Below are 20,719 nucleotides of genomic sequence, written 5' to 3' on the forward strand. Positions count from 1 at the left end.
TTCGGGTTGATCCCGGAGTTCATCGGGCGGTTGCCGGTGATCGCGTCGGTGTCGGCGTTGGACTCTGAGGCGTTGGTGCGGATCTTGACGCAGCCGCGCAATGCGTTGGTGAAGCAGTATCAGCGGATGTTCGCGATCGACGGGGTGGAGCTGGAGTTCACCTCCGGTGCGGTGGAGGCGGTCGCGGAGCAGGCGTTGTTGCGTGGGACGGGGGCGCGGGGGTTGCGGGCGATCATGGAGGAGGTGTTGCAGCAGGTGATGTTCGACGTGCCCTCGCGTGATGACGTGGAGCGTGTGGTGATCACGCGGGAGGTCGTGCTGGACAACGTGAACCCCACGATCGTGCCGCGCACCTCCACCGCGCGCAGCCGCACCCCGCGGGAGAAGTCCGCCTGACCTGCCACCCGCCGAGGTAGAGCCCCGGTCCGCCGAGGTAGAGCTCTGGTCGGTCGAGGTAGAGCCCTGGTGGCCCGAGGGAGCGGCGTGGTCACGCCCGACGGCGGCCGGTCGCGGCAGTACCTCACGTGCCCGGGCGGCGCACGGTCGTCGAGTTGTCAGCACGTCGTCGGCCGCGGCGATCAGCGTGAGCCCGAGGACGAGCACGAACGGCCGTCGCTCGGCGCCGAGCACGCCACGGGCGGTCGCGGCGTGGCTCGCGACCGCCCGTGGCGGGTCGTGCGCGGTTCACGCGCCGACGGTCTCGCTCTCGCGCGCCGGTTCGCCGGCCGCGGCGGGGGGCGGCGTGCGGAGCAGCACCGCGCTGAGGAGCGCCGCGACGAGCGCGACGACCCCGGCCCCGAGGAAGACCGCCGAGTACCCCTCGGTGAGCGCGACGAGGTCGTCGCTCGCGGTCGCCCCGAACGCTGCTCCGACGGCCGTCATCGCGGCGAGCCCGAGGGCGGAACCCACCTGGTAGCTCGTGTTGACGATCCCGGACGCGAGGCCGCCGTCCTGCGGCGGGGCGCTCGAGATCGCGGTCCCGAGCGACGGGATGAAGGCGAGCGACATGCCGAGCGCCGCGACGAGCGTCGCGGGCAGCACGTCGACGGCGTACGCGCCGTCGGGCCGGACGAGCGAGAGCCACCCGAGACCGACAGCGAGGACCAGGAAACCGGCGACGACCAGGGCCTTGCTCCCCCAGCGGGCGATGAGGCGCGGGGCGAGAGCGACCATCCCGACCATGACGAGCGCCGTCATCGGCACGAGCGCGGCGCCGGAGGCGAAGGCGCCCAGCCCGAGGACCTGCTGCAGGTACAGGTTGAGGTAGAACCACATGGCGACCCACGCGGCACCGAGCAGCGCCTGGGCGAGGTTCGCCGCCCCGAGGTTCGGGGTCCGGAAGATCCGCAGCGGGACGAGCGGCTGGCTGCGCCGCGCCTGGCTGACGACGAAGCCGGCGAGCAGCAGGAGCGCCGCGCCGAGCACGACCCACGTCTGCGCCGCGCCCCACCCGACCTCGGGTGCCCGCACGACCGCGAAGACGAGGGCGCCGAGGCCCACGGTGACCGTGAGCGCGCCCACGACGTCGACGGACCCCCGCGTGGTCGAGCCGGCGGGGAGCAGGACCCGGGTGACGGCGAGCACGAGCACGGCGATCGGCACGTTGATCCAGAACACCCACGGCCAGCTCGAGTACTCGGTGATGAGCCCGCCGAGGAAGACGCCGGCGGTGCCGCCCGCGGGTGCCGCGGCACCGTAGACCGCGAGCGCCCGCGTGAGCTCCCGGGGGCTGGACCCGAAGATCGACATGAGCAGCGTGAGCGCGGCGGGGGCGACGAGCGCGGCGCCGACGCCCTGGACCACGCGCCCGGTGAGCTCGACCACGACGGTCCCGGCCGCCCCGGCGACGACGGAGCCGACGAGCAGCACCGCCCAGCCGATCGTGAAGATGCGGCGGGCGCCGAAGAGGTCGGCGAGCCTGCCTCCGAGGAGCAGGAGCCCGGCGAACGCGACGACGTACGCGTTGAAGACCCACGACAGGTTCCCCGGCGAGAAGCCGAGGTCCTCCTGGATCCGTGGGAGGGCCACCCCGATGATCGAGGTGTCCATGATGACCATGAACTGCGCGGTGGCGATGAGCCCGAGGGCCCACCCCCGCCTCGATGCGTCCGACATCGAGCGTCCTCCTCCGGGCCGCGAAGGCCCTGTCCGGCCGCCGGGGACGGCGGCACGCGAGGCGACGGCAATCCGTCGCCAGATACCCCATGGGGGTATCTGGCGGTGAAGGCACTATACGGGTGGGGGGTATGCAAGGGTCGATCGCCGGCGGTCAGCCGACGAAGACGCAGAAGGGGTGGCCCGCCGGGTCGGCGTAGACGCGCAGCGGTTCCTCCGGGTCGTCCGAACGGTCGTGGAGCAGGCGCGCCCCGAGCGCGAGGGCGCGCTCGTGCTGGCGGTCGAGCTCCGCGTCGTCCGCCACGGTGCAGTCGAGGTGAAGCTGCTGCGGCACACCGTCGTCCGGCCACGTCGACGGCGGGAGCGCGCCGACCTGCTGGAACGCGAGCTGGACCCCGCCCGGCGCAGCACGCAGCACGAGCCAGTCCGCACCCGCCGGGTCCGGTTCGCCGACGGGCGGCGGCTCGTCGCCCGCGCGGTACGCGAGCCCGAACAGCGCACGGTAGAACTCCGCGAGCGCACGGGCGTCGGTCGTGTCGAGCACGACCTGGGCGATCCGGGGGAACACGTCGGCCACGGCGACCACCTCCGCTCGCCACCGTCGCGCGCCGCGCGGGCGCTCGCAAGCAGTTCGACGCCGGGCGCGGGAGGATGGGCCGGTGCGAAGCCCGACCACCCCGCAGGAGACGACGTGACCGAGCAGGAAGGGCGGCTCGCGCGGCACGTCGCCGAGGCGGCGGACGCGTGGCTCCGTGACCCGCTCGACGCGGGCGTGTACCGGCGCCTCGTCGACGCGACGCTCGCCTGGCGTGCGAGCGGCGGCCGCGTGGTGCCGGGCACGACGGCGGCACCCGCCCCGGTCCTGACCGACGCCCCGCGTGGCGGGACCGGCGCCGACGCGGCGCACGGCGAGGCCGAGGACCCGGACGACGACGCGCGCTACCTCCGCCCGGAGCGCGCGCCGCGCGCGGTCGGCAGCACGCTCGCGGACGTCGCGAGCATGCTGCGCGCACGAGCGGGCGTCGCCACGTCGGAGAGCAAGACCTCGACAGAGGGACCGCAAGAACACGACGATCATTCCTGACGGCGACGTAGGGTGAGGTCATGACGCGCGTCCTCGTCACCGGTGCCGACGGCGGCATCGGCCGCGCGACGGTGCGCCACCTCCTCGACCACGGGTACGAGGTCACGGCCCTGTCCACCACGTTCGAGCGCCCGTGCCCCGCCGACCGGCTCGTCGTCGGTGACGCCCGCTCCCCCGAGGACGTGAGCCGCGGGCTCGCGGACGCGGACGCCGTCGTGCACCTCGCGGCGATCCCGCACCCTGACCTGGGCACCCCGCTCGAGGTGTACGCGACCAACACGACCGCGACCTGGGCCGTGCTCTCGCTCGCGGGCGAGCGGGGCGTGCGGCGCGCGGTGGTCGCGAGCAGCATCAACGCGTTCGGGGTCCCGATGAACCCGCACGACGTGCACCCCGCGTACTACCCCCTCGACGAGGACGTGCCCGCCGACGTCGCCGACGCGTACTCGCTCTCGAAGCAGGCGGACGAGGCCGCCGCCCGGGCCGCGTGGCGGCGGTGGGGCATCGACGTCGTCGCGCTGCGCTTCCCGCACGTGCGCGACGCCGCCGGCCGCCGGGAGACCGCGGCCGCCGTCGCCCGCGACCCGCGCGCCATGGCGCGCGAGGGCTGGGCCTACCTGGACCTGCGCGACGCGGTCGCGGCGATCGAGGCCGGGCTGACCGCCGACGTCACGGGCGCGCACGTCGTCGGGCTCGCCGCGGACGACACGCTCCTGGACACCCCGACCCCGGAGCTCCTGGCCCGGTACGCACCCGGCGTGCCGCTCACCCGAGCCGTCGGACCGCGCGACGGCCTCGTCGACACCCGCCGCGCGCGCGAGCTGCTCGGCTTCCGCCCGCGACACTCGATCCACCGCCCCGACGCCCGACCCGCCCCGGAGACCCCGTGACCGACGCCCCGCCCGCCCCGCTCCCCGCCGTCGACCCCGTCGACCCGGCGTTCGCGAACCCGTGGCCCGCGCGCGACGGCACCCGCATCACCGGCGTGCGCGCGATCGTCACCGCGCCGGACGGCATCCCGCTCGTCGTCGTGCGCGTCGACACGAACGTGCCCGGCCTCTACGGGCTGGGCTGCGCGACGTACACGCAGCGGTGGCACGCCGTCGTCGCGTACGTGGAGCAGCACCTCGAGCGGATCGTCGTCGGCCGCTACCCGGGCGACATCGGCGACCTGGTGCGGCTCGCGCGGCTCGCGCCGTACTGGCGCGAGGGGCCCGTGGGGAACAACGCGATCTCCGGGCTGGACATGGCGCTGTGGGACATCGCCGGCAAGCGTGCGGGTATGCCGGTGCACGAGCTGCTCGGCGGCAAGGTCCGCGACGCCGCCGACACCTACCTCCACGCGAGCGGGCGGACCGTCGAGGAGACGATCGACGACGCGGCGCGGATCGTCGGCGCCGGGTGGCGGCACGTGCGCATCCAGACCGGCCAGCCGGGCCTCGGTCACTACGGGACCGCCGCGGACCCCGAGCCCGGCTACCCCGCCGCGCCGAACCCCCACGGGTGGAGCGTCGAGGAGTACCTGCGCCGCACGCCGCGGCTCTTCGCGGCGGCGCGCGAGGCGCTGGGCGATCAGGTCGAGCTGCTGCACGACGTCCACTCGCGCCTCACGCCCAAGCAGGCGGTGCTGCTCGCCCGGGCGCTCGAGCCCTACCGGCCGTTCTTCCTCGAGGACGTGCTCGCGCCCGAGCACTGGGACCGCCTGCCCGAGGTCCGCGCCGCCTCGCCCGTGCCGATCGCGGTCGGCGAGCTCGCGACGTCGTCCACCGACGCCGCGCGGCTCGTCCTGGGCGGCGGCGTCGACCTGATCCGCTGCCACCTCAGCGCGATCGGCGGGCTCAGCGCGGGCCGGGCGCTGGCGACGGCCGCCGAGCTGGTCGGCGTGCGCACCGCGTGGCACGCCCCGGGCGACACCTCGCCCGTGGGCGCGGCGGCGAACGTCGCGCTCGACGTCACGTCGACCGCGTTCGGCATCCAGGAGGGCCACGTGTACTCCGACGCCGTGCACGAGGTCTTCCCCGGCACGCTGCGGATCGTGGACGGCTGGCTGCGGCCGCACGACGCGCCGGGCTTCGGCGTCGACCTCGACGAGCGTGCCGCGGCCCGCTACCCGGCGGACCTCGCGGGCCACGACGCGTGGGCGGCTGGGGTCCGCGCGCCCGACGGCGGCCTGGTCGCCCCCTGAGGACGGGTCAGCCGGCGGCGCACGTCGGGGTCGGGGGCTCGCCCGCGAGGCGCGCCTCGGTCCACCGCACGAGGTCCGGGGCGAGCGGGGAGTCGGCCTGGACGAGCCCGACGTGGTCGCGCCCCGCGTACGTGCGGTAGTCGACCGGCTGCCCGGCCGCGCACCGGGCACCGACGTACGCCTCCTGCGCCGTGGGGAGGATCAGCGTGTCCGCGGCACCCTGGGCGACGAGCAGCGGCGCGGCGACCGGGCCCGTCGGCACGTTCTCGGCCAGGCGCTCGCCCAGCGGGCCGGACGTCGGGTCGGTCGTCCACAGCGGCTGGTCCATCGACAGCGCCTCCGCGACCGAGACGAGCGCGCTCGGCTCGGACAGGCAGCGCGACGCCATCTCCCGCACGACGAACCGCGCACCCGGCCGGACGTAGCCCGCCGCGTCGCTGTCCGGGTAGATCGCGTCGTACGCCTCGACGACGAACGACGCGAAGACGCTGCCGCCCGTGACGCTCTCCAGGTGGGACACGAGGCCGGTGAGGTCGCTCGCGGGCGCGAGCGCGGCGACGCCCGCGAGGGGGACGTCGGGCGCGTACTCCGGGGCGACCGCCCCTGTCCACAGGGCGGCGTGGCCGCCCTGCGAGTGACCCCAGACGACGGTCTGCTCGCCGAGCGTCGGGCCGTCCAGCTCGCGCGCGGCGCGGACGGCGTCGAGGACGGACCGCGCCTCGCCCTGGCCGACGAGGTAGGGGTGCGGGCCGTCGGTCCCCAGGCCCACGTAGTCCGTCGCGACGAGCGCCCAGCCGTGCGCGAGGACGTCGTCGAGCAGGAAGAACGCACCGGACTCGAACGGCTCGTCGAGGACCGACGGCGCACAGCCGCGCGCGTAGCCCGTCGTGCCGTGCGCCCACGCGATCACAGGAGGCGCGGCGGCGGTGTCCCCGACGGCGTCCGGCACGACGACGACCCCGCTCGCCACGGCGGGCTCCCCCTCGTCGCGGGTCGTCGTGTAGAGGATGCGCCACGCCGTCGCGCCGTCGGGGATCTCGCGCGTGAACGGCTCGGCGTGCACGAGCCTGCCGGGCTCGGCCGAGACGGACGCGGGCGGGTCGTAGAACGCGTCGACCTGCGGCGCCGCACGGTGCAGCCCGACGCTGACGGCCGCGAGCGCCCCGGCGGCGACGACCGCGAGGACCGCGCCGACGAGCGCGACCCGGCCGTGGCGGTGCGGCCCGGACGGGCCGGGCGCCACCGGCGCGCCTCCCGCACCGTCGGGCACGGCGCCGTACGTGGCCCCGGGGGATCCCGCCCGCGCGCGGGCGCGGCGGATCCCGGCGACGGCGAGGCGGACGCCGAGGACGACGACGCGGACGCCGAGGACCACCGCGACGACGAGCACCGTGATGTCGGGCCACACCAGGGCCAGGACGCCCAGCACCACCGAGGCCGCACCGAGCGCGACGCGGGTCCAGCGGTCGACGCCGACCGACCGCACCCCCTCGATCCCGTCCAGGACGCCCGCGACGACGAGCCCGACGCCGACGAGGACCGCGACGACCACGATCGACGGCGCCGGCCACACGACGACCGCCACCGCGAGCGCGAGGAACAGCAGGCCGCGCGCGACGTGCGGCCAGCGCGGGGAGCGCGGTGCACCGGCATCGTCTCCCCGGTCGGGCGACCGGCCTCCGACGAGCTCCGTGACCCCGAGGACGACGGCTCCGACGACGACCGCGACCACCAGCAGCGCGAGCGACGCGAACGGGCGCAGGACGAGCACCGCGCCGACGACGGTGCACACGACGCCGAGCGTGACGGAGACCCACGGCGGGACCCTCTCCCCCGCGGCGGCGGCGGACGCACGCATCCTGGTTCCGAGTCGACTCACGCGGCGAACGTACCGGGCACGGTGCCGCTCCGCGCGGCGGCCGTCGTCGGCGCCCGGCGCGCGAACCCGGCTCAGGCCGGCGGTGCAGCCTCGTGTGCGGGGCGCAGGTCGGTGCGCGAGAAGTCGTCGCCCACGAAGAGGAGCCGGTCGCGCGTCGCGGCGGCCAGCGCGTAGGCGAAGCAGTCCCCGATGTTCAGGCGCGCCGGGTGGCTGCTGCCCCGGCCGAACTCGCGGTACGCCTCGCGGGCGATCTCGGCGTGCTCGGCCGTGAACGGCTCGACCTCGATCCCGTACAGCTCGAGGAGGGCGTCGAGCCGACGACGCTGCGCCGGGGACGACCGGTTGTCCAGGACGGCGTAGAGCTCGACGAGGGTCGGTGCGGCCATGCGCGGGCGGCTGGCGGCGAGCAGGATCTCGGAGAGCGTGTCGGCGCCGGGCTCACCGAGGACGATCGCGACGATCGCCGAGGTGTCGACGATCACCGAGGGGGCCGCTCTCGTCGTAGAGCGCCGCCTCGGCTGCGCGCACGCTCTCGACGTCGAGGTCGACGCGGATCTCGTCGAGGAGCCGGGCGATCTCGGCGCGTCGGGCGGCGACGGCCTCGTCGCCCCTCGACCGGGACTCGAGCACCTCGTCGAGACGATGCTGGACCGCCTCCTCGATCGCGCTCGTCTGCGACTGGCCCGTGGTCTCCGCGAGCCGGCGCACCAGCGCGTGCGTGCGCTCGTTCTTGATGTTGAGGCCCATGGGCACCTTTCTACCGTGGTGGGACCGCTCGTCTACCCAGGGTGGACGTCCGGGCCTGTCGATGTCCACGGGGCGCCGCTCGGCCGACCGACGGGCAGGACTGCTGATGCAAGAAATAGACGACAAGTCGCAATATCACAACAGAGCCTTGTGCTCGCTTCGACGTCGCTCTAGTGTTCGGCACGAACGACCCTGCGCGGAGGTGCGACCGCGCAGCGGGCCGGAGGGTCAGCACGCCCCCCGGTGAGCACGGAGGCGGACCGCCTCCCGAGAGAAGACGGGTCAACGATGATTCGCAGCACGAACCACCCCGCGCCACGGCGCCGCGCCCGGGTCGCGGCCGCCGCGGCCGTCGCCCTCACGCTCGTGGCGGGCACCGCGTCGTCGGCCCTCGCCCACGGCAAGCCCCGGCCCCCGGCCCCCGCGGTCGTGACGCGCGCCGCCGTCGACCCGGCGCTCGTCGAGGGCCGCGGGGCCACCGTCCCGTTCCTCGAGCAGGAGGCCGAGAACGCCGTGACGACCGGGACCGTCATCGGCCCTGGTCGTGACGCGTACACGATCGAGGCCGAGGCGTCGGGACGCTCGGCCGTCCGCCTCACGGCGGGCCAGAACGTGGAGTTCACGCTCCCCGCCGACGCGAACGCGATCACGGTCCGGTACTCAATCCCCGACGCGCCCGCCGGCGGCGGGATCACCTCGCCGCTCGACGTGTCGGTGCTGCGCCAGGGCAAGAAGGTCGGGCTCGACCGGCGCATGACGCTCACGTCCGCCTACTCCTACCTGTACAACCAGTACCCGTTCACGAACGACCCGACGGCGGGCCTCCTCCAGCCCGGCTGGTGGGTCGCCGAGTGCGCGTGCGTCCCCGCGGAGACCACGCCGACCCCGACGTTCGACACGCCCTTCCGGCCCATGAAGTTCTACGACGAGCAGCGCCTGCTGCTGGGCAAGACGTACAAGAAGGGGGATGTCGTCCGCCTCGCGGTGCCCACGCGCGGCGCCGCCGAGTGGACCGTGATCGACCTGCTCGACTCCGAGAAGGTCGCGCCCCCGAAGGTGCGCCTCCTCGCTGCGAACGCGCTGCTCTTCGGGGCCGACCCGACCGGTCGTCGCGACTCCGCCGACGCGCTCGACAAGGCGATCGCGTTCGCCAAGAAGCACCGGCTCGAGGTCTACGTCCCGCCGGGCGTCTACCAGGTGAACCGGCACATCGTCGTCGACGGCGTGACCATCCACGGTGCCGGGAGCTGGTACACGATCTTCACGGGCAAGGAGGTCGCGCTCGACGCGCCAGCGCCCGACGGGTCCGTGCACACCGGCGTCGGCTTCTACGGGAGGTACGCGGACGAGGGCGGCAGCACGAACGTGCACCTGCGCGACTTCGCGATCGTCGGGGACGTGCGCGAGCGCATCGACACCGACCAGGTCAACGGCGTCGGCGGCGCGCTCAGCAACTCGTCGATCTCCGGCCTGTACATCCAGCACACCAAGGTCGGGCTGTGGTTCGACGGGCCGATGGACGACCTGCGCGTGGAGGACACCGTGGTCGTCGACCAGGTCGCCGACGCGCTGAACTTCCACGGCGGCGTGACGAGCTCGGTCGTGCGGAACGTCTTCGTCCGGAACACCGGCGACGACGGCCTCGCGATGTGGTCGGAGAAGCTGACGAACTCGGGCAACGTGTTCGAGAACAACACGGTCCAGTCGAACACCCTCGCCAACGGCATCGCGGTCTACGGCGGAACGGACAACACCGTCCGCGCGAACCTCGTCGCGGACCCGGTGCGCGAGGGCAGCGGGCTGCACGTCGGGTCGCGGTTCGGCGCCGAGCCGTTCGCGGGTCGCCTCGACCTCACCGACAACACCGCCGTGCGCGCGGGCACGCTCGAGCTCAACTGGAACATCGGGCTCGGCGCGATCTGGTTCTACGCGCTCGACCGCGACATCGACGCCGACGTCCGGGTCACCGGCGACCACTACCTCGACAGCACGTACAACGCGATCATGCTGGTCTCCGACTGGGGCGTGAAGGACCAGGTCGCGATCGAGGGCGTCGCCTTCAAGGACGTGCGGGTCGACGGCACGGGAACCTCCGTGGTGAGCGCGCGCGTGCGCGGCGGCGCGTCGTTCGAGAACGTGGACGCGCGCAACGTCGGCTGGGCGGGCGTCAACAACTGCGGCGCGTTCAACTTCCCGGACGGCGGCACCGAGTTCACGCTCACCGACCTCGGCGGCAACGACGGCACGTCGCTCAGCCCGTGGGAGCCGGGCACCGTGAACTGGCTCGGCCGGTTCGTGCCCAGCGCGCCGAGCTGCAACGACCGCCCGCCGGTCGTTGCTCCCCCGGCCCCGTCCCCCTGGGTCCAGCCGGTCGGCTGACCCCACCCCGCGGAGTGCATGGAACGGTCGCGGTCGGATCGATTCGGCCGCGACCGTTCCATGCACTCACGGACGGGGTGGCGGGTAGGGTCCTCCGGTGGCTCTTCTCGGACCGGACGACGACGTCGTCGCGCGCCTCGGGCGGGAGCCGCGGCGGATCGCGGTCGCGCGGACGCTGCGCCGGTCCGTCCGGCGGGAGGTGCTGTGGAACGCGGGTCAGACCGCCTCGGACGCGACCTGACGCGTCAGCTCCTCGACGATCCGCACGTCGGCGTCGAGCCACGGCACGGTCAGCCAGCTCCCGGCGTCGAGCCAGGCCAGCTCGTCGTGCTCCACGAGCGGCTGCGGCTCCCCGGCGGTGATCCGGGCGAACCACAGGCGCATGACGTGGCGGTCCGTGATGATCCAGGTCCCGTGGTCGGGCCCCACGAGCTCGTCACCGAGCTCGACGGCGACGCCCAGCTCCTCGCGCAGCTCGCGGTGCAGCGCCTGCGTCGGGGTCTCACCGGGGTCGACCTTGCCCCCGGGGAACTCCCAGCGACCGGCGAGGTGCGACGGTCGTGACCGGCGCGCGCTGAGCAGGAGCCGCGGAGCGACGAGATCGTCGACGATCGCCGCGGCCACCACCAGTCTGCGCAGAGTCATACGCGGAGTGTCGCACGGCGTCGTGTCGTGCGGGTGACGCGGTCACGCCGGCGGCCCGCCAGGGTGGACGGGCCGTCGGTCAGCGCAGGCCGGCCGCCCGCGCCCAGGCGACGGCCTCGGCGCGGGTCGAGACCCCGAGCTTGCGGTAGAGGCTGCGGACCTGCGACTTGACCGTGTTGCGCGTGACGAAGAGCTTGGTGGCGATCTGCTCGAGCGTGACGTCCTCAGACAGGTTGGACAGGACGACCCGCTCACGGCGGGTCAGCGGAGCGATCGGCGTGGCGACCAGCTCCGACGGGGCCGCCATGGGGCGGACCAGCTCGATCGTGCTCATGTTCTCCTCCAGGTGCTCTCCGGTCACGTCATCCCCACGTGGCGAGTTCCGGTGTGTTGCTACAAGGAGAGACGGACGAAGGTCCCGTTCATGACGCGACTTTTCACCCCGACGTCGCGGCGGGGGTCCTGAGCCGGACCCATGCCGTCCGTACTGGATAGTCTTCGCAGGTCAGGAAGGGTTTCCAGAGATACGGAACCGGCGCCCGACGGCGCGGAGCAGGGGCTCCGCGCGCCGTCTGACGCCGGTTCAGTGATGTGATCTACGTCACACTCCGTCCAGGAGATCAGCTCCCGACGTGCGCCGCGTACTGGTCCGGGGTGAGCAGGTCGCCCGTCTCCACCACGTCGACCTTGAAGAGCCAGCCGTCGGTGTACGGGTCCGAGTTGACGACGGCGGGGTCGTCGATCGCGGCCTGGTTCACCTCGACGACGGTGCCCGTGACGGGCGAGAAGAGCTCCGACACGGACTTGGTGGACTCCACCTCGCCGATGACGCTCCCCGCGGTCACCTCGGCACCCACCTCCGGCAGCTCCAGGTAGACGATGTCGCCGAGCGCCTCGGCGGCGGTCGCGGTGATGCCGACGACGGCCGGGTTCGAGCCGTCGATCCACTCGTGCTCCGCCGTGTACTGCAGGTGGGCCGGGAACTGGGCCTCGGTCATGGGGTTCTCCTTCGAGCTCTTCGGGACGACGGCAGGGTCAGGACTGCTGGGGACGACGGTAGAACGGGAGCGGCACGACCACCACGGGCTCGGCCCGGCCGCGCACGTCGACCGCGAGCTCGGTGCCCTCCGCCGAGAGCTCGGGCGTCACGTACGCGAGCGCGATCGGGTGGCCCAGCGTCGGCGAGGGCGACCCCGAGGTCACGGTGCCGACCCGGCACGCAGACTCCCCCACCGCTCCCCCGGGCTCGGCGTCGGTGAGCACGACGGCGTAGCCCGCCCGGGCGGGACGGCGCCCCAGGCCCTTCAGGCCGACCAGCACGCGCGCGGGGGCGGACGCCCGGCGCGCCGCGAGCGCGGCCCGCCCGACGAACTCGAGCGGGGTGCCGTCCTCGGCGACCTTGTCGAGCTTCACGACGCGACCGAGCCCGGCCTCGTACGGCGTGGTCGTGGTGTCGAGCTCGTGCCCGTACAGCGGCATGCCCGCCTCCAGGCGCAGCGAGTCGCGCGCGGACAGACCGGCCGGCACGAGACCCAGCGGCGCGCCGGCCGCGAGCACCGTGCGCCACAGGTCGGCGGCACGGTCCGCGGGCACGAACAGCTCGAAGCCGTCCTCCCCCGTGTACCCGGTCCGCGCGACGAGCGCGTCGACCGGACCGGCGTCCGTCGACAGGGCGAGCGGGACGGCCGCGTAGTACTTCAGCCCGCGCACGGTCTCGGCATCGTCCGAGCCGGCGTCCGAGCCGGCGCCGTCCGTCAGCCCGACGACGATCTCCTCCGCGCGGGGGCCCTGGACCGCGACGAGCGCCGTGCCCGCACCCTGGTCCGTGACCGTGGCGTCGAACCCGGCGGCGCGCTCGACCAGCTCACGCGCGACCAGGTCCGCGTTCCCCGCGTTCGCGACGACGAGGAAGCGCTCCTCCTCCAGGCGGTACACGACGAGGTCGTCCAGGACCGCCCCGTCCTCCTGGCAGATCATCGTGTACCGCGCCCGCCCCGGCGTGACCGCGGTGAGGTTGCCGACGAGCGCGTGGTCCAGCGCGGCCGCCGCCTGCGGTCCGGCGACCTCGATCTCCCCCATGTGCGAGAGGTCGAACAGCCCCGCGGCCTCCCGGACCGCGCGGTGCTCCGCGAGGTCGGACGTGTAGCGCAGCGGCATCAGCCAGCCGCCGAAGCTCGTGAGGTTCGCGCCCAGCGCGACGTGCTCGTCGTGCAACGGGCTGTGCTTGTCCGTCGGCTCGTCCGTCGGCCTGCCCGTCGGGTCTCCGGTCTGCTGGTCGGTCTGCTGGTCGGTCATGCGAGGTCTCCCGTCACGTAGGACTCCACAGGCGGGCACGAGCACACCAGGTTGCGGTCGCCCCGCGCGCCGTCGATGCGGCGCACCGGCGGCCAGTACTTCCCGGCGCGCAGGCTCGCGACCGGGTACCCCGCGAGCTCGCGGGAGTACGGCTTGTCCCACGCCTGGGCGACGAGCGCCGCCGCCGTGTGCGGGGCGCCGCGCAGCGGCGACTCCTCCACGCTCCAGCGGCCCGAGGAGACCGCGTCGATCTCGCCGCGGATCGCGATCAGCGCGTCGACGAACCGGTCGAGCTCGGCCAGGTCCTCGCTCTCGGTCGGCTCGACCATGAGCGTGCCCGCGACCGGGAACGACAGCGTCGGCGCGTGGAACCCGTAGTCCATGAGGCGCTTCGCGACGTCCTCCGCCGTCACGCCCGTCTCCGCGGTGATCCCGCGCAGGTCCAGGATGCACTCGTGCGCGACGAGCCCGGCCGGTCCCGTGTAGAGCACCGGGTAGTGGTCCGCGAGGCGGCTCGCGACGTAGTTCGCCGTGAGCACGGCCGTCTTCGTCGCCTCGGTCAGCCCGTCGGGGCCCATGAGCGCGACGTACGCGTACGAGATCGGCAGGATCCCGGCCGATCCGAACCGCGTCGCCGAGACCGGCGTCGCCGTCGCACCCGCAGGCCCCGCCCCCGCTGCTCCGGCCTCCGTCACCGGCGCGAGCGGATCGCCCGGCAGGAACGGCACGAGGTGCTCGGCGACCGCGACCGGGCCGACGCCGGGGCCTCCCCCGCCGTGCGGGATGCAGAACGTCTTGTGCAGGTTCAGGTGCGAGACGTCGCCGCCGAACTCACCCGGGCGCGCGAGGCCGACGAGCGCGTTGAGGTTGGCCCCATCGATGTACACCTGACCGCCCGCCTCATGTACGAGGTCGCACACCTCGCGCACGTGCTCCTCGTAGACGCCGTGCGTCGAGGGGTACGTGATCATGATCGCCGCGACCCGGGGACCGTGGTCGGCGAGCTTCGCCCGCAGGTCGTCGAGGTCCACCTCGCCGCTCTCCGCGGTCCTCACCACGTCGACCTTCAGGCCCGCCAGGGCCGCCGACGCCGCGTTGGTCCCGTGCGCCGACGCCGGGATCAGGCACACGTCGCGCTCCGTGTCGCCGCGCGACACGTGGTAGTCGCGGATCGCCAGCAGGCCCGCGAACTCGCCCTGCGAGCCGGCGTTCGGCTGCACCGAGACGCCCGCGTAGCCCGTGATCTCGGCGAGCGCGGACTCCAGGCCGTCGATGAGCTCCGCGTAGCCGAGCGCCTGGTCGGCGGGCACGTACGGGTGCAGGTCCGCGAACCCCGGCCAGGAGATCGCCTCCATCTCCGCCGTCGCGTTGAGCTTCATGGTGCACGAGCCCAGCGGGATCATCGTGCGGTCCAGCGCGAGGTCCTTGTCCGAGAGCCGCCGCAGGTAGCGGAGCATCGAGGTCTCCGAGCGGTGCAGGTGGAAGATCGGGTGCTGGAGGTAGCTCGTCTCGCGCCGGAGCGCCGCGGGCAGGGCGTCCGAGACGCCGCCGGCGGCCTCGGCGTCCGCCTCACCACCGCGCGCGACCATGCCTCTACCTCGCGAGGTAGAGGCCTGGTCCGGCGAGGTAGAGGACGGGTCCGTGAGGCCGAAGGCCACCAGCACCGTGGCGAGGGTGGCAGCGGTGGTCGTCTCGTCGCAGGCGATCTGTACATGGTCAGCGTCGACGTTGTACAGATTCACGCCTGCGGCCGCTGCTGCTGCGACGACGGCGTCCGCCCGGCCGGGGACGACGGTGCGGACGGTGTCGAAGAACGTGTCGTGCTCGACGGTGACGCCGCCCGCGTGCAGGGCGTCCGCGAGGGTCGTGGCGTGGGCGTGGGTGCGCTCGGCGATCGCGCGGAGTCCGTCGGGGCCGTGGTAGACGGCGTACATCGACGCCACGATGGCGAGGAGAGCCTGCGCGGTGCAGATGTTGCTCGTCGCCTTCTCGCGGCGGATGTGCTGCTCGCGGGTCTGGAGCGCGAGCCGGTAGGCGGTGTCGCCGTCGGCGTCGATCGAGACGCCCACGAGCCGACCGGGGAGCGACCGCTCCAGCCCCTTGCGCACGGCCATGAAGGCCGCGTGCGGTCCGCCGTAGAACAGCGGGACGCCGAACCGCTGGGCCGAGCCGACGGCCACGTCGGCGCCGAGCTCGCCGGGAGAGACGAGCAGCGTCAGGGCGAGCAGGTCGCTCGCGACGGTGACGAGCGCGCCCGCGTCCTTGGCCTCCGCGACCACGGGGCGCCAGTCCACGACACGACCCGACGCCCCGGACTGCTGCACGACGACGCCCACGAGCTGCGCGTCGTCGTCCACCCCGGCGGGGAAGCCCCCCGCCGCGCGGGCCGCGGCGAGGCCGGCGTCCAGGCCGCCCGAGAGGTCCGCGACCACGACGGGAAGGCCGACGGCGTGCGCGCGACCTAGCGTCACGGCGAGCGTCTGCGGGAAGAGGTCGGCGTCCAGGACCACGTAGCCGCTCTTCGCGCGCGAGGCACGCCACATGAGCGCGACGGCCTCGGCCACCGCGGTGGCCTCGTCGAGGAGCGACGCGTTCGCGACGTCCAGGCCCGTGAGGTCCTCGACGACCTGCTGGAAGTTGAGGAGCGCCTCGAGGCGGCCCTGCGAGATCTCCGGCTGGTACGGCGTGTACGCGGTGTACCAGGCGGGGGACTCGAGGACGTTGCGGCGGATCACCGGGGGAGTGACGGTCCCGTAGTAGCCGAGCCCGATCATCTGCGTGTTGACGACGTTCTTGCCGGCCAGGGCACGCAGGTGGTCCAGCACCTCGGACTCGGTGCGCGCGGCGGGCAGGTCGAGCGGGCGCTCGGTGCGGATCGACGCCGGGACGGCCGCGTCGACGAGCGCGTCGAGCGAGGCGTAGCCGAGCTGGTCGAGCATGACGCCCACCTCGCGACCGCGCGGGCCGAGGTGGCGCGGTGCGAACGCACCGGTCGCGGCGTTGTGCCGTGAGCTGGGGTCGAAGGACGGCTGGGTCACGAGGGACTCCCGGTGGAGGGGACGACGGCGGGTCCCTCCCCGCTCTGTCATCGGACGCACGCGTCGACCTGAGAGTTTTGCCGGTCCGCCGTGCCGCGAGGGCCGGGGCGCGCCGACTTGCACCGTCGGTGGGCCGCGGCCGCCGGAGGTCCGACGGGCGCACGGCCGCTTTCCAGAGTTGCCTCACCTCGACGGTACGGGGGCCTGAGAGATTCCCGGGGAGGACTTGCTCCTTCGGCGCCGGCACCGGCCCGCTGGACCGTGGCGCCGAGCTCTCCCGTCGTGGTTCGGGCGGCTGTACTGCAGTTGTGGGCTCGATCATACCGGTCGGGCGCCGGCGCGCGCCGCCAGCTCCGGGCCGTCGGCGTCTCATCCAGCAGGCAATAACTACGGACCCCGAACGATCCGCGCTAGCGTCACCGCGACGAGGCGACGACGCGACGTGGGGGAGCCATGGCGACCGAACGAACGGTGCAGCAGCCGCCGCTGGGGGAGTGGGTCCGACGCTGGACGACGATGTGGGGGCTCCTGCGGCACGCGGGGATCCCCCTCGTGGCGGTGGGCCTCGCGCTGAGCGTCCTGCTCGCGCTCCTGCCGCTCGTGTCCATCGTCGCGCTGGGCCGTGTGCTCTTCCTCCTGCCGGGCATGACCGACGGCGCGGCGAGCGCCGGGTGGGACGACCTCCTCGCGGTGCTCGGCGTCGCGGTCGGAGCACTGGTCGTGCAGCAGCTCCTCGCGCCGTTCCAGGCCGGGATCGTCGAGACGATCGGGCGTCGGGTCGACCAGCGCTGCATCGACCGTCTCCTCGGTGCCGCGCTGTCGGACGCCCCGCTCGCGCTGCTCGACGACTCCGAGGTGCTGGACGTCGTCGCCGACGCCCGCGCGGCGTTCGCGCGCCAGAGCATGAGCCCCGGTGACGCGGCCGGGGCGCTCGTCCCGCTCGTCGGCCGCTACGTGCAGCTCGTCGGCGCGGCCGTGCTGGTCGCGGTCGTCGTCTCGCCGCTCGCGGGTGCCGTGATCCTCGCGACGGCGCTCGTCATGCGGGCGGGGGTGCGCGGCACGTTCAGCAAGCTCACCCCGATCTGGAAGACCCTCCACCCCCAGCGGCGCCGGATGCACTACCTGCGGGAGCTCGCGACCACGCCCGGGATCACCAAGGAGGTCCGGCTCCTCGGCGTCCTCGGGTGGCTGCGCGAGCGCCTGCGCCGGGAGACGATGGCGTACCTCGAGCCGCAGTGGACGGTCAACCGTCGGCTCCAGCTCTGGCCGTTCGTGGGGTTCTCGGCGATCGGCCTGGTCGGCGGCACGATCGTGCTGGTCCTGGTCGCCCTCGACGACGTGCTCGACCTCTTCGCGCTCGGCGTCGCGATCCAGGCGGTGCTCATCCCCCTGCGGTTCGGTGTGTACTTCCCCGAGTGCGACATGCGGACGCAGTTCGGCCTCCTGTCGTTCGACGCCCTCGAGACGTTCGAGCAGCGCCTGCGGTCCGCCACTCCCGAGGGCGGCCGGGAGGACGACGGCACCCGCGTCCCGCGCGGGGTGATCCGCTTCGAGGACGTGTGGTTCCGGTACTCCGACGACGGCGCGTGGGTCCTGCGTGGCCTCGACCTCACGCTCGTCCCGGGCACGTCGACGGCGATCGTCGGGCTCAACGGCGCCGGCAAGACGACGACCACCAAGCTCCTCGCGCGCCTGTACGAGCCGACGCGGGGGCGCATCACCGTCGACGGCGTGGACGTGCGCGACCTGCCGCTCGAGGCGTGGCGGCGCCGCCTCGCCCTCATCTTCCAGGACTACGTCCGCCTCGAGCTGTCCGTCACCGACAACGTCGGGCTCGGCGCGCCCGAGCTGCGCGACGACGCCGACCGCCTGCGCGAGGCGATCGCCGCCGCCGGCGCGGACGGCGTCGTGGACGGCCTCGCCGACGGCCTCGGCACCGTCCTCTCGGGCGGGTACGCGGGGGGCCGCGACCTGTCGGGCGGGCAGTGGCAGCGGGTCGCGCTCGCGCGCGCCCTGCTCGCCGTCTCGGGCGGCGCGGACGTCCTCGTCCTGGACGAGCCGACGGCGCAGCTCGACGTGCGCGCCGAGGCCGAGTTCTTCGAGCGCTTCCTCGCCCACGGCGCGGTCTCCTCGGTGGCGCGCGAGCGCGCGGTGACGTCCGTCGTCATCTCGCACCGCTTCTCGACGGTCCGGCCGGCCGACCAGATCGTCGTCATCGCGGAGGGCCGCGTCGTCGAGCAGGGCACCCACGACGAGCTGCTCGCCGCCGACGGCCGCTACGCCGAGCTTTTCGTCCTGCAGGCCCGCCGGTTCCGCAGCGACGCGCCCGACGACCCGGACCACGATCCCGACCCCGGCTCCGACACGACGAGTCCCGCGACGGCCCTGACCTCTGGAGGTGCCCGATGAAGCGCGTCGCGCTCGCCGCCCGGTTCATGATCTCGCTCGCCTGGCGGACGGACCGGCGCCGCCTGCTCGTGGCGGTCGTGCTCCTGACGATCGGGTTCCTCGCCGGTCCCCTGGTCGGCGTCGGGCTGGGGCTCTTCACCGACGCGCTGGTCGACACCGACGTCGCGCGCGCCGTCGGGCTCGCGTGCGCGGTCGCGGCCCTCGTCATCGCCGAGCTCATGCTGGGCCACTTCGCCCACCTGTCGTACTTCGAGGTCGCCGACCTCCAGCAGCTCCGCCTGCTGGACGAGGTCGCCGAGCTCACGCACGGCTCGACGGACCTCGCCGAGCTCGAGGACCCGGACCGCGTCCGCCTCCTCACAGCGGTGACGGAGGGCCTGCAGCGGGTCCGGCTCGCGCTCGAGGGCACGCTCCAGCTCGGCGGCATGGTGCTCCAGGTCCTGGTCACCACAGTCATCCTCGGCCTCGTCGAGCCGTGGCTGCTCCTGCTGCCCCTCGCGGCCCTGCCGCCCGTCTGGCTCGCCGACCGCGCGCAGCGGGTCCTCGACGCCGCGCGCGACGTCACCGCCGACGACGTGCGCCTCTCCCGGCACCTCGTCAGCGCCGGGACGACGGGCTCGTCGGCCAAGGAGATCCGGCTCTTCGGCGCGCGCCACCTCGTCGCGGACCGGCAGCGCGCGGCGTGGGACCGCACGACGGCGATCCTGTGGAGCGCGCACCGGCGCTCCGCGCTGCTGCGCGCGGCGGGCCAGGTGTGGTTCGCGCTCGCCTACGGGGCCGCGGTCCTCCTGGTGCTCCGCAGCGCCGCGTCCGGCACGGCGGCGATCGGCCAGGTCGTGCTCGTCGTCACGCTCGCGATCCAGGTCAGCACCCAGGTCGCGGGCGCGCTGTCGCTGTTCGGCAACCTGCAGGACGCCGGACGGACGGTCGAGAAGCTCCTCGAGCTGCGCGCGACGGCGACACCCCCGAGCCGGACGACCACCCCGGGCGAGACGCCCGCAGCGGGCGCGCCCGCCGTCGGGCGGCTCCCCGCGCGCCTCGAGCAGGGCGTGCGCGTCCAGGACCTGACGTTCACCTACCCCGGCGCGGACCGGCCCGTCCTCGACGGCGTCACGCTCGACCTGCCCGCCGGGGCCACCGTCGCGCTCGTGGGGGAGAACGGCGCGGGGAAGTCCACCCTGGTCAAGGTCCTGTGCGGGCTGTACCGGCCGACGTCGGGCCGCATCCTCGCGGACGGCGTCGACCTCTCCGAGGTGGCGCCCAGCGCATGGCAGTCGCACGTCGCGACGCTGTTCCAGGACTTCGCGCGCCTCGAGCTCTCGCTGCGCGAGGACGTCGGGATCGGGCGCGTCGACGCGCTCGACGACGACGACGTCCTGTGGGCCGCGCTCGACGAGGCCCGCGCCCGCCCGATCGTCGAGCGCTCGCCCGACGGTCTGGACCAGGTCCTCGGCACGGGCTACGCCGACGGCGCCCAGCTCTCGGGCGGGCAGTGGCAGACGCTCGGGCTGGCCCGCACCCTCCTGCGCCCCGACCCGCTCCTGCTCGCGCTCGACGAGCCCGCCTCCGCGCTCGACGCGACCGCCGAGCACGCGCTGTTCGAGCGGTTCACCGAGACGGCACGGCGGACCGGCACGACCTCCGGCGGCGTCACGCTGTTCGTCTCGCACCGCTTCTCGACCGTGCGCGACGCCGACCTCATCGTCGTGCTCGACGGCGGCCGCGTCGCCGAGCTCGGCACCCACGACGAGCTCGCCGCCGCGGGCGGGTCGTACGCCGAGATGTACGCGCTCCAGGCCCGCGCCTACCAGTGACGGCCGTCCCGAGCAAGGACCGGAGAACATGCAGCTAGGGCGTGTCCGGTGAATCGCGGAGCCAGAGGATGATCGCGGCGATGGTGAGTTCGGAGCGGTAGTAGGCGGCGCGTTTGGTGAAGCGGGTGG

17 protein-coding genes, 1 pseudogene and 1 riboswitch are annotated in these 20,719 nt (G+C 74.1%); of the genes and pseudogenes, 8 read left to right on the top strand and 10 right to left on the bottom strand.

Annotated elements, in window-relative coordinates; all coding sequences use genetic code 11:
- Positions 1-396: pseudogene (locus ACFC2L_RS19845) on the top strand (ATP-dependent Clp protease ATP-binding subunit ClpX); the annotation flags it as partial.
- Positions 397-684: 288 nt separating this feature from the next.
- Here ACFC2L_RS19845 and ACFC2L_RS19850 read toward each other — a convergent pair.
- On the bottom strand, positions 685-2,115 hold the full coding sequence (locus tag ACFC2L_RS19850) for an MFS transporter (RefSeq protein WP_375826064.1): 1,431 nt from the start codon (positions 2,113-2,115) through the stop codon (positions 685-687).
- A 154-nt stretch (positions 2,116-2,269) separates the two neighbouring features.
- Positions 2,270-2,692 (bottom strand): VOC family protein, encoded by a 423-nt coding sequence (locus tag ACFC2L_RS19855; protein WP_375826065.1) that lies wholly within the window; start codon positions 2,690-2,692, stop codon positions 2,270-2,272.
- 114 nt (positions 2,693-2,806) lie between these two features.
- Here ACFC2L_RS19855 and ACFC2L_RS19860 point away from each other — a divergent pair, with 114 nt between their 5' ends.
- From ACFC2L_RS19860 to ACFC2L_RS19870, 3 genes are read left to right on the top strand one after another with little or no spacing between them, the layout of a single operon-like run.
- A complete protein-coding gene (locus ACFC2L_RS19860) occupies positions 2,807-3,199 on the top strand; it encodes a hypothetical protein (RefSeq protein WP_375826066.1) in 393 nt (130 codons plus the stop codon).
- Between the two features lie 20 nt (positions 3,200-3,219).
- Complete coding sequence (locus ACFC2L_RS19865) at positions 3,220-4,089, top strand: NAD-dependent epimerase/dehydratase family protein (RefSeq protein ID WP_375826067.1); 870 nt, start codon at positions 3,220-3,222, stop codon at positions 4,087-4,089.
- Complete coding sequence (locus ACFC2L_RS19870) at positions 4,086-5,384, top strand: enolase C-terminal domain-like protein (RefSeq protein ID WP_375826068.1); 1,299 nt, start codon at positions 4,086-4,088, stop codon at positions 5,382-5,384. Before ACFC2L_RS19865 ends, ACFC2L_RS19870 begins: the two co-directional genes overlap by 4 nt.
- A gap of 7 nt (positions 5,385-5,391) precedes the next feature.
- On the opposite strand, the gene ACFC2L_RS19875 is transcribed toward ACFC2L_RS19870, so the two are convergent.
- The 3 genes from ACFC2L_RS19875 to ACFC2L_RS19885 all read right to left on the bottom strand — a co-directional run bounded on the left by ACFC2L_RS19875 (position 5,392) and on the right by ACFC2L_RS19885 (position 8,010).
- A complete protein-coding gene (locus tag ACFC2L_RS19875; protein ID WP_375826069.1) occupies positions 5,392-7,263 on the bottom strand; it encodes a lipase family protein in 1,872 nt (623 codons plus the stop codon).
- A gap of 71 nt (positions 7,264-7,334) precedes the next feature.
- Positions 7,335-7,745: a type II toxin-antitoxin system VapC family toxin gene (locus ACFC2L_RS19880; protein ID WP_375826070.1), complete on the bottom strand. Its 411-nt coding sequence runs from the start codon at positions 7,743-7,745 to the stop codon at positions 7,335-7,337.
- The gene (locus ACFC2L_RS19885; protein ID WP_375826071.1) at positions 7,702-8,010 is read right to left on the bottom strand and encodes a type II toxin-antitoxin system VapB family antitoxin; all 309 of its coding nucleotides are present in this window, start codon (positions 8,008-8,010) and stop codon (positions 7,702-7,704) included. Before ACFC2L_RS19885 ends, ACFC2L_RS19880 begins: the two co-directional genes overlap by 44 nt.
- A gap of 288 nt (positions 8,011-8,298) precedes the next feature.
- On the opposite strand from ACFC2L_RS19885, the gene ACFC2L_RS19890 reads away from it, so the two are divergent.
- A complete protein-coding gene (locus tag ACFC2L_RS19890) occupies positions 8,299-10,389 on the top strand; it encodes a glycosyl hydrolase family 28-related protein (RefSeq protein ID WP_375826072.1) in 2,091 nt (696 codons plus the stop codon).
- A gap of 97 nt (positions 10,390-10,486) precedes the next feature.
- On the top strand, positions 10,487-10,630 hold the full coding sequence (locus ACFC2L_RS19895; RefSeq protein ID WP_375826073.1) for a hypothetical protein: 144 nt from the start codon (positions 10,487-10,489) through the stop codon (positions 10,628-10,630).
- On the opposite strand, the gene ACFC2L_RS19900 is transcribed toward ACFC2L_RS19895, so the two are convergent.
- From ACFC2L_RS19900 to gcvP, 5 genes are all read right to left on the bottom strand, one after another.
- Positions 10,606-11,034 carry a (deoxy)nucleoside triphosphate pyrophosphohydrolase gene (locus tag ACFC2L_RS19900; protein WP_375826074.1) on the bottom strand — a complete coding sequence of 143 codons (429 nt, stop codon included), beginning with the start codon at positions 11,032-11,034 and terminating at the stop codon, positions 10,606-10,608. The genes ACFC2L_RS19895 and ACFC2L_RS19900 overlap by 25 nt on opposite strands.
- Before the next feature lie 79 nt (positions 11,035-11,113).
- Positions 11,114-11,368 carry a LuxR C-terminal-related transcriptional regulator gene (locus ACFC2L_RS19905; RefSeq protein WP_375826075.1) on the bottom strand — a complete coding sequence of 85 codons (255 nt, stop codon included), beginning with the start codon at positions 11,366-11,368 and terminating at the stop codon, positions 11,114-11,116.
- Between the two features lie 286 nt (positions 11,369-11,654).
- Positions 11,655-12,032 carry a glycine cleavage system protein GcvH gene (gene gcvH, locus ACFC2L_RS19910; RefSeq protein WP_253051657.1) on the bottom strand — a complete coding sequence of 126 codons (378 nt, stop codon included), beginning with the start codon at positions 12,030-12,032 and terminating at the stop codon, positions 11,655-11,657.
- A gap of 37 nt (positions 12,033-12,069) precedes the next feature.
- On the bottom strand, positions 12,070-13,329 hold the full coding sequence (gcvT, locus tag ACFC2L_RS19915) for a glycine cleavage system aminomethyltransferase GcvT (RefSeq protein ID WP_375826076.1): 1,260 nt from the start codon (positions 13,327-13,329) through the stop codon (positions 12,070-12,072).
- Complete coding sequence (gene gcvP / locus ACFC2L_RS19920) at positions 13,326-16,418, bottom strand: aminomethyl-transferring glycine dehydrogenase (protein ID WP_375826077.1); 3,093 nt, start codon at positions 16,416-16,418, stop codon at positions 13,326-13,328. Before gcvP ends, gcvT begins: the two co-directional genes overlap by 4 nt.
- 131 nt (positions 16,419-16,549) lie before the next feature.
- Positions 16,550-16,657: riboswitch (glycine riboswitch) on the bottom strand.
- A gap of 163 nt (positions 16,658-16,820) precedes the next feature.
- On the opposite strand from gcvP, the gene ACFC2L_RS19925 reads away from it, so the two are divergent.
- Together ACFC2L_RS19925 and ACFC2L_RS19930 are read left to right on the top strand one after the other, a co-directional pair.
- Positions 16,821-18,776 carry an ABC transporter ATP-binding protein gene (locus tag ACFC2L_RS19925; RefSeq protein ID WP_375826078.1) on the top strand — a complete coding sequence of 652 codons (1,956 nt, stop codon included), beginning with the start codon at positions 16,821-16,823 and terminating at the stop codon, positions 18,774-18,776.
- The gene (locus ACFC2L_RS19930; RefSeq protein WP_375826079.1) at positions 18,773-20,590 is read left to right on the top strand and encodes an ABC transporter ATP-binding protein; all 1,818 of its coding nucleotides are present in this window, start codon (positions 18,773-18,775) and stop codon (positions 20,588-20,590) included. Before ACFC2L_RS19925 ends, ACFC2L_RS19930 begins: the two co-directional genes overlap by 4 nt.
- Positions 20,591-20,719 lie beyond the last annotated feature (129 nt).

It is taken from the genome of Cellulosimicrobium sp. NPDC055967 (assembly GCF_042269845.1).
In the GTDB taxonomy this organism is placed as follows: domain Bacteria; phylum Actinomycetota; class Actinomycetes; order Actinomycetales; family Cellulomonadaceae; genus Cellulosimicrobium.

Excerpts from the sequence above, each read along its gene's own strand:
- ACFC2L_RS19930 (WP_375826079.1), top strand. The coding sequence starts at position 18,773 with ATGAAGCGCGTCGCGCTCGCCGCCCGGTTCATGATCTCGCTCGCCTGG.
- ACFC2L_RS19885 (WP_375826071.1), bottom strand. The coding sequence starts at position 8,010 with ATGGGCCTCAACATCAAGAACGAGCGCACGCACGCGCTGGTGCGCCGG.
- ACFC2L_RS19890 (WP_375826072.1), top strand. The coding sequence starts at position 8,299 with ATGATTCGCAGCACGAACCACCCCGCGCCACGGCGCCGCGCCCGGGTC.
- ACFC2L_RS19865 (WP_375826067.1), top strand. The coding sequence starts at position 3,220 with ATGACGCGCGTCCTCGTCACCGGTGCCGACGGCGGCATCGGCCGCGCG.
- ACFC2L_RS19905 (WP_375826075.1), bottom strand. The coding sequence starts at position 11,368 with ATGAGCACGATCGAGCTGGTCCGCCCCATGGCGGCCCCGTCGGAGCTG.
- ACFC2L_RS19850 (WP_375826064.1), bottom strand. The coding sequence starts at position 2,115 with ATGTCGGACGCATCGAGGCGGGGGTGGGCCCTCGGGCTCATCGCCACC.
- ACFC2L_RS19900 (WP_375826074.1), bottom strand. The coding sequence starts at position 11,034 with ATGACTCTGCGCAGACTGGTGGTGGCCGCGGCGATCGTCGACGATCTC.
- gcvT (WP_375826076.1), bottom strand. The coding sequence starts at position 13,329 with ATGACCGACCAGCAGACCGACCAGCAGACCGGAGACCCGACGGGCAGG.
- gcvP (WP_375826077.1), bottom strand. The coding sequence starts at position 16,418 with ATGACAGAGCGGGGAGGGACCCGCCGTCGTCCCCTCCACCGGGAGTCC.
- ACFC2L_RS19925 (WP_375826078.1), top strand. The coding sequence starts at position 16,821 with ATGGCGACCGAACGAACGGTGCAGCAGCCGCCGCTGGGGGAGTGGGTC.
- gcvH (WP_253051657.1), bottom strand. The coding sequence starts at position 12,032 with ATGACCGAGGCCCAGTTCCCGGCCCACCTGCAGTACACGGCGGAGCAC.